9 protein-coding genes are annotated in these 11,928 nt (G+C 69.9%); 8 read left to right on the top strand and 1 reads right to left on the bottom strand.

Going from position 1 to position 11,928, the window contains the following annotated elements:
• Positions 1–183: 183 nt before the first annotated feature.
• From ABZ805_RS04890 to ABZ805_RS04860, 7 genes are all read left to right on the top strand, one after another.
• Positions 184–990 carry a TSUP family transporter gene (locus ABZ805_RS04890; protein WP_358434454.1) on the top strand — a complete coding sequence of 269 codons (807 nt, stop codon included), beginning with the start codon at positions 184–186 and terminating at the stop codon, positions 988–990.
• A 256-nt stretch (positions 991–1,246) separates the two neighbouring features.
• Entirely contained in the window at positions 1,247–1,450 is a 204-nt protein-coding gene (locus ABZ805_RS04885) for a cold-shock protein (RefSeq protein ID WP_358434451.1), read from the top strand.
• Positions 1,451–1,542: 92 nt separating this feature from the next.
• Positions 1,543–1,923: a VOC family protein gene (locus ABZ805_RS04880; protein WP_358434448.1), complete on the top strand. Its 381-nt coding sequence runs from the start codon at positions 1,543–1,545 to the stop codon at positions 1,921–1,923.
• A 99-nt stretch (positions 1,924–2,022) separates the two neighbouring features.
• Positions 2,023–3,879, top strand: a complete 1,857-nt coding sequence (gene lepA / locus ABZ805_RS04875; RefSeq protein WP_358434445.1) for a translation elongation factor 4 — start codon at positions 2,023–2,025, stop codon at positions 3,877–3,879.
• Positions 3,880–4,191: 312 nt separating this feature from the next.
• Complete coding sequence (locus tag ABZ805_RS04870; protein ID WP_358434442.1) at positions 4,192–6,552, top strand: arylsulfatase; 2,361 nt, start codon at positions 4,192–4,194, stop codon at positions 6,550–6,552.
• A 111-nt stretch (positions 6,553–6,663) separates the two neighbouring features.
• Positions 6,664–7,557 carry a LysR family transcriptional regulator gene (locus ABZ805_RS04865; RefSeq protein WP_358434439.1) on the top strand — a complete coding sequence of 298 codons (894 nt, stop codon included), beginning with the start codon at positions 6,664–6,666 and terminating at the stop codon, positions 7,555–7,557.
• Positions 7,558–7,647: 90 nt separating this feature from the next.
• Complete coding sequence (locus ABZ805_RS04860) at positions 7,648–8,712, top strand: MerR family transcriptional regulator (protein WP_358434436.1); 1,065 nt, start codon at positions 7,648–7,650, stop codon at positions 8,710–8,712.
• A gap of 33 nt (positions 8,713–8,745) precedes the next feature.
• Here ABZ805_RS04860 and ABZ805_RS04855 read toward each other — a convergent pair whose 3' ends face one another.
• On the bottom strand, positions 8,746–10,206 hold the full coding sequence (locus tag ABZ805_RS04855; RefSeq protein WP_224960355.1) for an XRE family transcriptional regulator: 1,461 nt from the start codon (positions 10,204–10,206) through the stop codon (positions 8,746–8,748).
• Between the two features lie 120 nt (positions 10,207–10,326).
• Between ABZ805_RS04855 and aceA the strand changes: the two genes are divergently transcribed.
• Positions 10,327–11,649, top strand: coding sequence for an isocitrate lyase (aceA, locus tag ABZ805_RS04850; protein WP_358434432.1), 1,323 nt, complete (start codon positions 10,327–10,329; stop codon positions 11,647–11,649).
• The last annotated feature ends 279 nt before the right edge of the window (positions 11,650–11,928 follow it).

The raw sequence follows: 11,928 nt of genomic DNA, 5'->3' as shown, positions 1-11,928 counted from the left end.
CGGCGCTGCCGCACCGGAGCTCGACGGCCCGCGGTGTGCGCAGCTTTCCTCCCTGGCGGAACGCCGCACGGCACGGTCGACGATCCTAGCAACGGTGCTCGTGCCGGCCCGCGTCGGCATCGGGTGCGAGGACGCTCACACGACAGGACTCGATCGGTGGTCGGCGGCATAGGCTCGCGCCCCGTGTTCACCCCATTGGATTGGCCCGGCTTCGCCGATCTCTCCTTGGCCGGGCTCGTCTTCCTGTGCTGCGCGGCGTTCCTCGCCGGAGCGGTGGACGCGATCGTCGGGGGCGGCGGCCTGATCCAGCTGCCCGCGATGCTGCTGCTGGTGCCCGGCGGGAACATCATCTACTCGCTCGGGACGAACAAGCTCGCCGCTGTCGCGGGCACCACCGCCGCCGCGTGGACCTACGCGAAGCGGACCCCGGTGCCGTGGCGCAGTGCGCTGCCGATGGCGGCCGTCGCATTCCTGGGCGCGCTGGGCGGTGCCGTGTTCGCCGCCTCGCTGCCGCAGCTCGTGCTCACCGTGGTGGTGCTGGTGGCGTTGATCGCGGTCGGCATCTACACGTGGCGCAAACCCGATCTGGGGTCGGTCGCGGCGCCGCGCTTCGGGCCCGTCCAGCAGGTCTGGGTGATGGTGGCGGGCGGCCTGGCGATCGGCTTCTACGACGGCATCGCGGGCCCCGGCACCGGCTCGTTCCTGGTGTTCCTGCTCGTCGGCCTGGTCGGTTTCGCGTTCGTGGGGGCGTCGGCGACCGCGAAGGTCGTCAACGTGGCCACCAATCTGGGGGCGCTGCTGTTCTTCATCTCCGCGGGCAAGATCTTGTGGGGGTTGGCCCTGGTGATGGCGGTGAGCAACGCGAGCGGCAGCGTGCTGGGCGCTGCGCTGGCGTCCAGCCGCGGATCGGCCTGGGTGCGCAAGGTGTTCCTCACCGTGGTGGTGGCGCTGGTGGCCAGCCTCGGCTGGAAGCTCGCCGCCGGTCTCTGAACCCTTCCGGGCGATCAGTCAAGAGGCCACGTCAGGCGTGATGTGAGATCGAGAACACCGGCGGGTCGCGGGAATGATCTGCCCCGGGGTGTGGTTGTATGAGTCGGCCGATTTTTGTGTTCGTGTTCGACACGCTCGCGAAAGTTGCGGGCGCGACTCTGTCCTGAGCGCAAGCTGGAGAGTTCGCCGTCTGGACTAGGCCCCGGTGTTCGCGCGGTGCGGGCACCGGTTACTCATCAGCTGTGAGGAGACAGAGATGGCACAGGGCACTGTGAAGTGGTTCAACTCCGAGAAGGGCTTCGGCTTCATCTCCCCCGACGGTGGCGGCCCGGACGTGTTCGTCCACTACTCGGCCATCGACGGCAACGGCTTCCGCACCCTGGAAGAGAACCAGACCGTGACCTTCGAGATCACCCAGGGCCAGAAGGGCCCGCAGGCCAGCGGCGTTCGCGCGGTCTGAGTGCGGTGATCCGCTCGGCGGGCCCTCCACCTTCGCGGTGGGGGGCCCGCCGTCTTTTTCGCCCGGGCCGGTGTCGCGGTACAACGGGACGCATGGACGTCGTCAACAGCCGCACGATCCTCCGCCCGCGCGACCCGGAGCGCTCGCTGCGCTTCTACCGGGACGTGCTCGGTCTCGCGATCTCCCGCGAGTTCCCGGGCGGCACGGTGTTCTTCCTCGGGCAGGGCTTCCTGGAGATCTCCGGTCGCGGCGAGCACGGCCCCAGCCCGGACCAGGTGCTGTGGATCCAGGTCCGCGACCTGCACGCCGAGTTCGACCGGCTCGCCGAGCTCGGAGTCGCCGTGGAGGCCGCGCCGGTCCGGCAGCCGTGGGGCTTGGACGAGGCGTGGATCGCCGACCCGGACGGCACGCGGATCGTGCTCGTGGAGGTTCCCGCGGATCATCCGATCCGCACCGACCAGCGACCGCGCTGAGCCGGCCCCGGAGTTGGGCTCCGGTGGCAGGTCGCCGCGTGGGACGATGTGGGTTGCACGCGCGCCCCGCGAGGACCCCGAGATCCCAAGGAACACCGAGTGAGCAGCTTCGCCGATACGACCTTCACGGACCCGGAGCGCATCCGGAACTTCTGCATCATCGCGCACATCGACCACGGCAAGTCGACGCTGGCCGACCGGATGTTGCAGCTCACCGGGGTGTTGGGCGAGCGGGCGTACCGGGCGCAGTACCTCGACCGGATGGACATCGAGCGGGAACGCGGCATCACGATCAAGGCGCAGAACGTGCGGCTGCCGTGGACCGCGGGCGGCGTCGACCACGTGCTGCACATGATCGACACCCCGGGGCACGTCGACTTCACCTACGAGGTGAGCCGGTCGCTGGCCGCCTGCGAGGGTGCGATCCTGCTGGTCGACGCGGCGCAGGGCATCGAGGCGCAGACCTTGGCGAACCTGTACCTGGCGATGGAGCACGACCTCCAGATCATCCCGGTGCTCAACAAGATCGACCTGCCCGCGGCGGAGCCGGACAAGTACGCGGCGGAGCTCGCGCACATCATCGGCTGCGAGCCCACCGATGTGCTGCGGGTGTCGGCGAAGACCGGTGAGGGCGTGGGCGAGGTCCTCGACGAGGTCGTCCGCCAGATCCCCGCCCCGCAGGGCGTGCACGACTCGCCGCCCCGCGCGATGATCTTCGACTCGGTGTACGACACCTACCGCGGCGTGGTGACCTACATCCGCGTCGTCGACGGCAAGATCACCCCGCGGCAGCGGATCCGGATGATGTCGACCAATGCCACGCACGAACTGCTCGAGGTCGGCATCATCTCGCCGGACCCGAAGCCCTCCGCCGGGCTCGGCGTCGGCGAGGTCGGCTACCTGATCACCGGTGTGAAGGACGTCCGCCAGTCCAAGGTGGGCGACACGGTGACCGCGGAGCGCAAGGGCGCGACCGAGGCGCTCGGCGGCTACCGCGAACCGAAGCCGATGGTCTACTCCGGGCTGTACCCGGTGGACGGTTCGGACTACCCGATCCTGCGCGAAGCGCTCGACAAGCTGCAGCTCAACGATGCCGCGCTGACCTACGAGCCGGAGACCTCGGGTGCGCTCGGCTTCGGCTTCCGCTGCGGTTTCCTCGGCCTGCTGCACCTGGAGATCACCCGGGACCGGCTGGAGCGCGAGTTCGGCCTGAACCTGATCTCGACGGCGCCCAACGTCGTCTACCAGGTGAAGCTCGAAGAGGGCGAGGACATCGAGGTCACGAACCCGTCGGACTGGCCGGAGGCGAAGATCGGCGAGATCCACGAGCCGATCGCGAAGTGCACCGTCATCGCCCCGTCCGAGTTCGTCGGCACCATCATGGAGCTGTGCCAGAGCAGGCGCGGCCGCCTCGAAGGCATGGACTACCTCTCGGAGAGCCGGGTCGAGCTGCGCTACACGCTGCCGCTCGCCGAGATCGTGTTCGACTTCTTCGACCACCTCAAGTCCCGCACCCGCGGCTACGCCTCGATGGACTACGAGGAGTCGGGCACGCAGAGCTCCCAGCTGGTCAAGGTGGACATCCTGCTGCAGGGCGAGCCGGTGGACGCGTTCAGCGCGATCGTGCACAAGGACTCCGCCTACTCCTACGGCACCAAGATGACCTCGAAGCTGCGCGAGCTCATCCCGCGCCAGCAGTTCGAGGTGCCGATCCAGGCCGCGATCGGGTCGCGGGTGATCGCCCGCGAGACGATCCGCGCCATCCGCAAGGACGTGCTCGCCAAGTGCTACGGCGGTGACATCAGCCGGAAGCGCAAGCTGCTGGAGAAGCAGAAGGAGGGCAAGAAGCGGATGAAGACCATCGGGCGGGTCGAGGTCCCGCAGGAGGCCTTCGTCGCGGCGCTGTCCACCGACGACTCCGCGAGCAAGGACGACAAGTCCAAGCCGAAGAAGTGACGTGCCGCCGACCGCTCGCCTCATGACCGGTTTCCCGGGGCGGGCGGTTCGGCAGCGGTGCCATAGGCGTCGGCTATGGCGTGCATCGTGAATCGGTCTTCCCTCCGCGGTGGCGATCTGCCACCTGCGGTGATCTTGTGTGGATGTGGTGCGGGACTCGCCGGCCCGCGGTGTCCGGCTCGTGGGAACCCTTGCTCGCGGCGGTTCGCCGACTAGCATTCGAGCCGCACCGCGGGGACGCGGAAACCCTTGCGCCGCTTGCGGTTTCGCCGTCTCCCGTGCTCGTCCGCCGCACCGCACAGGAGGTCGCACATGGGAGCATCCGACGTATCGCGTGAACACCTGCCGATCCCGGACGCCCCGCCCACCGCCGTCACCGCGCTCGACGCGCGCGACCAGAACCCGGCCTTCACCCCCGCGCAGCCGTTGAACGCGCCCGCCGGCGCGCCCAACGTCGTGCTGGTGCTCATCGACGACATGGGTTTCGGTGCTTCCAGCTCGTTCGGCGGACCGTGCGAGATGCCGACCGCGCAGCGGCTCGCCGACGGCGGACTGCGCTACTCCCGGTTCCACGTCACCGCGATCTGCTCGCCGACGCGCCAGGCACTGCTGACCGGCCGCAACCACCACTCGGTGGGCATGGGCGTGACCACCGAGATGTCCAGCGCTGCCCCCGGCTACTGCGGCATCCGCCCGCGCAGCGCGGCCACGCTCGGCCAGCTGCTCAACGGCAACGGCTACAACACCGCCGCGTTCGGCAAGTGGCACCAGACCCCGGCGCGGGACGTGAGCCCGGCGGGACCGTTCGACCGGTGGCCCACCGGTGAGGGCTTCGAGAAGTTCTACGGCTTCCTGTGCGCCGAGATGAACCACTGGTACCCGGTGCTGTTCGACGGCACCAACCCGGTGGAGCCGGATCGCCGCCCCGAGGACGGCTACCACCTGTCCGAGGACCTGGTGGACCAGGCGATCGACTGGGTGCGCACCCGGCACACGTTGAAGCCGGACACCCCGTTCTTCACCTACCTGCCGTTCGGCGCCACGCACGCGCCGTACCACGTGCCGCAGGAGTACCGGGACAAGTACCGCGGCAAGTTCGACCACGGCTGGGACCGGCAGCGCGAGATCACCTTGGCGCGGCAGAAGGAACTCGGCGTGGTGCCGCCGGACACCGAACTCGCCCCGTGGGCGGAGGGCGTCCCGCACTGGGACGAGCTGTCCGCGGAGGAGCAGCGCGCGGCGGCGTCGCTGATGGAGCTCTACGCCGGGTTCGCCGAGCACACCGATGACCAGGTCGGCCGGCTCGTCGACGCGCTGGAGGAGACGGGCGAGCTCGACAACACGATCTTCATCTACATCCTCGGGGACAACGGCGCCTCGGCCGAGGGCGGTCTCGGCGGCACGTTGAACGAGCACCGGTTCGCCACCGGCATCCCGGACAGCGCCGAGTTCATCAACGCGAACCGCGACGCGCTCGGCGACGCCACGACCCACGCGCACTACCCGGTCGGCTGGGCGCTGGCGATGAACACCCCGTACCAGTGGACGAAGCAGGTCGCCTCGCACCTCGGCGGCACCCGGGACGGCATGATCGTGCACTGGCCGCGCGGCATCGAGGAGCGCGGCGGCATCCGGGACCAGTGGCACCACGTGATCGACGTGGTCCCGACGATCCTGGAGGCGGCGGGCCTCCCACACCCGACTTCGGTGCAGGGCGTGCCGCAGCAGCCGATCGAGGGCACCAGCATGCTCTACAGCTTCAACGACGCCGACGCGCCGGACCGCCACCGCGTGCAGTACTTCGAAATGGTCGGCAACCGCGGCATCTACCACGACGGCTGGATGGCGGTGACCAGGCACGGCACCCCGTGGGAGATGGTGCAGGACGGCACGCGCCGGTCCTTCGACGACGACCGCTGGGAGCTCTACGACACCAACGTGGACTGGAGCCAGGCGCACGACATCGCCGCCGAACACCCGGGCAAGCTCCGCGAGCTGCAGCAGCTGTTCCTGGTGGAGGCGGCCAAGCACCAGGTGTTCCCGCTGGACGACCGGATGACGGAGCGGGAGAACCCGAAGGAGGCGGGACGGCTGGACCTGTTCGGCGACCGCGGCACGATCACCTTCCACGCCGGGGCGAAGCGACTCACCGAGGAGACCGCGCCGAACATCAAGAACCGCTCGTACGTGATCACCGCGCAGCTGGAGGTGCCCGAAGGCGGGGCCGACGGCGTGGTCGTCGCGCAGGGCGGCCGGTTCGGCGGCTGGTCGCTGTACTTCCACGAGGGACGGCCCAGCTACGCCTACAACTACTTCGGCACCGACATCTACAAGATCAGCGGGCAGGTGCTGGAGCCGGGCGCGCACGAGGTGCGCCTCGACTTCGCCTACGACGGCGGTGGCGTCGGCAAGGGCGGTCGCGCGGTGCTGACCGTGGACGGCACCGAGGTCGCCGATGGCCGGGTGGAGGCCACGATCCCGTACTACTTCGCCTTCGACGAGACCTTCGACATCGGGGTGGACCGGGCATCGCCGGTGGTGGACGACTACGCGCCGGTGGACAACGCGTTCACCGGGCGGCTGCGGTCGGTGCGCTTCGACCTCGGCGACGACCTGGCCAGCGATGTCGCGGACGACGAGGCGCGGGAGCGGTTCCGGGCCGCGCACGACTGAGCGGTCTCCCGAGCCGTACCTCCCGGCCCGGCGGTGCACCCGCCGGGCCGGGCGTTCGCGCGGGCCGTTCGCGCCGTGCTGGTTACGGTGGGCGCAGGAGGGGAGGCCGTCGTGGAGCGTCGTGAAGTGAAGTACTTCCTGGCCATCGCCGAGCACGGCAGCTTCACCGGTGCGGCGAAGTCGCTGCGCGTCGCACAACCGTCGCTGTCGACCGCGATCGGACAACTGGAGAACCGGTTGGGCGGCAAGCTCTTCCACCGGCTCCCGCACGGGGTGCGGCTGACCGCGGCGGGTGAGGCGCTGCTGGAGCCGGCCCGCCAGGTGATGCGGGACTTGAGCACCGCGCAGGATTCCGTGCGCCAAGTGCTGGGGCTGGCGTCGGGACGGCTGGACATCGTCGCGCAGACCACGCTCGCCGTCGATCCGCTGGCCCGGTTGATCGGCGAGTTCCTCCGGCACTTCCCGCAGGTCGACGTGCGGGTGTTCGACCAGGAACTGGGCAAGACCGCGACCGGCAGCGTTCGGGCGGGGCAGTGCGAGCTCGGCATGGTCGACGCCAGCACGGATCCGGAGGGCATGGAGGAGTTCGTGCTGCCGGGCAGGCAGATCTACGCCGTGCTGCCGCCGGGGGAGCAGGGGCCGAAGCGGATCGGGCTGTCCGAGCTGGCCGCCCGGGATTTCGTCGCCACTCCGGAGGGCACCGCGACGCGCGCGGTCATCGAGGACGTGGTCGCCGCCCGGGGGCTCCGCGCGAAGGTGTCGGTGGAGACCGCGCACCTCGCCATGGTCGTGCCGCTCGTGCTGGCGGGAGCCGGCGTCACCCTGCTGCCGGAGTCGATGGCGGTGGGCGCGGCCAAGGAAGGCGCCACGGTGTTGCCGCTGCGGCCCAAGGTGGTCCGCACCAGCCGGTTGCTCTGGCGGCCGGGGCCGTTGTCGCCCGCGGCGGCCCGCTTCGTCGATCTCGCGATGAGCTCGGTGCGGCCGCGGGAGAAGCGCGCCCGGTAGCTCGCCGGGTCCCGGCGGCCGGGTGTGGTCCGGAATCGTTCGGTTCGGCATCGTTGACCCTCAAGTCGGTCGAAGCTCGATGATGGCGCGGTGTCCAGTTCTGAAGTGATGTCCATCGGTTCCTTCGCCCAGCGCACCGGCCTGACGGCCAGTGCGTTGCGCTTCTACGCCGACTCCGGGTTCCTCGCTCCGGCGCGGGTCGACGCGGGCTCCGGTTATCGGTTCTACGAGCAGGGCCAGGTGGATCGGGCCGTGTTGCTGCGGCGGTTGCGCGAGATCGGCATGCCGCTCGCTGCGGTCGGGGACGTGCTCGACGCCGATGCCGAGCGCGCGGTGCGCCTGGTGGAGGAACACGTGCGGAAGGTCCTGGGCGATGCCGCGACCGCGCAGCGCGATGCCGCGAGCATCACCGCGTCGTGGGCGGGCGAGCCGCCGTCGGAGCCGATCGCGTTGAGCGGCCCGGTGTTCGCCGCCGCGATCGAGCAGGTGCTGTCCGCGACCACTCGGGAATCGGAGATCCCCGTGCTCAACGGGGTGTTCTTCGAATGCGGTCCGGAGGCGGTGACGGTGACCGCCACCGACCGGTACCGGTCGGCGACGCGGACCCTGCTCCCGGTGGAGCAGGTGACGGTCGGCTGGTCGGCGACGGTGCACGCGGACGACCTGCGGTCCGTCTTGTCCGGCGTGCATCGGAGCCACCGGGTATCGGTCGCGTTGGCGCGCAACGGTGTCCGGGTGGTGCTGGACGGGGCGGCGGAGCAGCACTGCCGGCTGCTCGCCGAACCGTTCCCGGACCACCGGGCGATGCTCGAGGCGTTGCCCGCCGTCACCACCCGCGTCGCGGTGGAGAAGGTCGATCTCCTCCGCGCGCTGGAGGTGAGTTCCGCCGCCGAGCCGTCCCTGGCCGTCCGGCGGGACGGCCTCACCTTGACCGGGGATTCCGGGGTCGGTTCGCCGGTGCCGGCTCTGGTGACGGGTCCCGACCTCGACATCCGGTTCCAGCTGACCACGCTCTACCCCGCGGTGAGCACCGCTATCGGCGCCGACCTGCTGCTCGACCTGCGCGGTGCCGAGCAGCCGGCCACCGTTCGCTCCGCCGATCACGGTGATCTCACCGCGCTGGTGATGCCGATCCCGGCGCGGTCCCGGCCCTGATTCCCGCCGACCACCGGCGGGAACCGGGACCGGTCAGTGCGATTCGAGGAAGGCGTACACGTCGGCTTCGTCCACCCCGGGGAAGGTCCCCGACGGCAGTGCGGACAGCACGTGCGAATGGGCCCGCGCCGATGGCCACACCATGCCCTGCCAGCGGTTCGAGAGCTCTGTCGGTGGTCGCTGGCAGCACTCGCCGTTCGGGCAGCGCGACTTCGAGTGGTTCGTCGTCTCCCGCCCGCGGAACCAGCGGGATTCGGTGTAGGGCACGCCGAGGGTGATGGCGAAGTCGCGGCCCCGGTTGGGGTCGACGTGCGCCACGCACCAGTGGGTGGCACCGGGTTTGTCGGTGTACTGGTAGTGCGTCGAGTAGCGGTCCGGTGAGGCGAACACCATCCGCCCCGCCCAGTGCCGGCACATCCGCTGGCCTTCGATGGCGCCGGCCGGGTCGGTGGGGAACACCAGCCCGTCGTTCTCGTAGGCCTTGTAGATGATCCCGGTCTCGTCGTTGCGGACGAAGTGGCAGACCAGGTCCAGGTACTGGGTGGCGAGGTTCGTGAAGCGGTGCGCCGCCATCTCGTAGGACACCGAGAACACGTCCCGCAGGTCCTCCACCGCCAGGTCGCGGTCCGCCTTCGCCTGCTTCAGGTAGCCGACCGCGGCCTGCTCCGGCATCAGCACCGCGGCGGCGAAGTAGTTCGCCTCGACCCGCTGGCGCAGGAAGTCCGCGAAGTCCCGCGGCTGGCTGTGCCCGAGGGTGAGGTGTCCGAGGGTCTGCAGCAGGATCGTGCGCGGGCTGTGCATGCCGAGCGACTCGCGGCGCAGGAAGATCCGGCTGTGCCGCATGTCGGTGATCGAGCGCACCGAGCGCGGCAGGTCGGTGACGAACCGCAGCCCGTAGCCCATGTGCGTCGCGATGGACTGGATGACCCCTTCGGACAGCGCGCCGCCGTGGTAGCCGACCCGCTCCAGGATGCCGGAGGCGGCCTTCTCGATCTCCGGGAAGTAGTTGCCGTGCTCGCGCATCATCTGCCGCAGCTCGGCGTTCGCCTTGCGCGCCTCCTCCGGCGTGGCGACCTGCTTGGTCTCCCGCCGCTTGAGCTCGTCGTAGAGCGCCAGCACGTGCTCCAGCGCCTCGGTCGGCACCCGCTTGCCCACCTTCAGCGGTGGTACGTCCAGCCGTTGGTAGAGCGGGTCGAGCTGGGCCTGCTCGACGGCGATCTCGAGCTCCGCGCGGCGATTCGGCGGTTTTTTCGACAGCAGTTCGTCCACGGAACTGCCGAGCGCGTCGGCGAGCGCGCGCAGCAGCGAGAGCTTCGGCTCGCGGTGACCGTTCTCCAGCAGGGACAGCTGGGATGGCGCGCGGCCGACGCGTTCGCCCAGCTCAACCAGGGTGAGCCCGGCGGCGCGGCGCAGGTGGCGCAATCTCTGACCGAACACCAGGAGGTCTTGGTCGGTGGAAAAATTGCGGTCTTCTTCGGGGGCGAACTCGGCCATGACGTTGATGCTAGCAGAAAAACCGCCGAAATTTCCTAGGATTTCTTCGCTGAACGGGGTGGTTCTCCGGCAACACTGGGTTCAGCAACGCCGCAACGAACATCCCGAAAGGGGAAGACCATGAGCCTCCAGCCCGGAAGCCGCCAGCAGGCGATCAAGGCCGCCGAGGAACTCCAGCGCGAGTGGGACACCGACCCCCGCTGGAAGGGCATCGAGCGCACCCACACCGCCGCCGACGTCGTCCGGCTGCGCGGCTCCGTGCAGGAGGAGCACACCCTGGCCCGGCTCGGCGCCGAGCGGCTGTGGAACCTGCTGAACGAGACCGATTACATCAACTCGCTGGGCGCGCTCACCGGCAACCAGGCGGTCCAGCAGGTCCGCGCCGGGCTGAAGGCCATCTACCTGTCCGGCTGGCAGGTCGCCGCGGACGCCAACCTGGCGGGCGAGACCTACCCGGACCAGAGCCTCTACCCGGCGAACTCGGTCCCGCAGGTGGTCCGCCGGATCAACAACGCCCTCAAGCGAGCCGACCAGATCAGCTGGTCCGAGGCGCTGGACCCGGAGGCGGCGGAGACCGAGTCGGAGCCGACGCACTGGCTGGCCCCGATCGTCGCCGACGCCGAAGCGGGCTTCGGTGGCGTGCTCAACGCCTACGAGCTGATGAAGGGCATGATCCAGGCGGGTGCCGCCGGCGTGCACTGGGAGGACCAGCTGGCCTCCGAGAAGAAGTGCGGCCACCTGGGCGGCAAGGTCCTCATCCCCACCAGCCAGCACGTCAAGACGCTGAACGCCGCGCGCCTGGCCGCCGACGTCGCGGGCGTGCCCTCGCTGGTCGTCGCCCGCACCGACGCGCAGGCCGCGACGCTGCTGACCAGCGACATCGACGAGCGCGACCAGCAGTTCGTGACCGGTGAGCGCACCTCCGAGGGCTTCTACAAGGTCACCAACGGCATCGAGCCCTGCATCACCCGCGGCCTGGCCTACGCGCCGCACGCGGACCTGATCTGGATGGAGACCTCGAAGCCGGACCTGGAGGTCGCCAAGCAGTTCGCCGAGGCGATCAAGGCCAAGTACCCGGACCAGATGCTGGCCTACAACTGCTCGCCGTCGTTCAACTGGCGGAAGAATCTGGACGACAGCACCATCGCCAAGTTCCAGCGCGAGCTCGGCCACATGGGCTACAAGTTCCAGTTCATCACGCTGGCCGGCTTCCACGCCCTGAACTACGGCATGTTCGACCTGGCCAAGGGCTACGCGGCGGACGGCATGACGTCCTACGTGGACCTGCAGGAGCGCGAGTTCGCCGCCGAGGCGCAGGGCTACACGGCCACCCGCCACCAGCGCGAGGCGGGCACCGGCTACTTCGACCTGATCAGCACGGCGGTCAGCCCCGACTCGTCGACCACCGCGCTGGCCGGCTCGACCGAGACCGCGCAGTTCTGATCGCGACCCGACCCGGTGCCGAGGCACCGAGCGGGCGGGGGAGCGGTTCCGGTCCGCGGCGGCCGGAACCGCGCCCCTGACCCGGAAGTACGGCTGAGCGCTCGTCGCGGGAGCGCTCATCTCAGACGCACCAGCGGCCCTGTGGCGGGGTGTGCGTGATCGCAATGGTGCGAGTGGGCGGGAGTCCCCGAACGGGGGCTCCCGCCCACTGCGTTGTCACACCTTCCGGTGAGCGCTGTATCAGGACGGCGGGTGCGCCCCTCTTCATCGCAGACCGGT

It is taken from the genome of Saccharopolyspora sp. NPDC047091, from assembly GCF_040643635.1.
Lineage (GTDB): Bacteria > Actinomycetota > Actinomycetes > Mycobacteriales > Pseudonocardiaceae > Saccharopolyspora_C.
The sequence above is the reverse complement of the archived record's forward strand: the minus strand, read 5'-3'. Positions and strand labels throughout refer to the sequence as shown.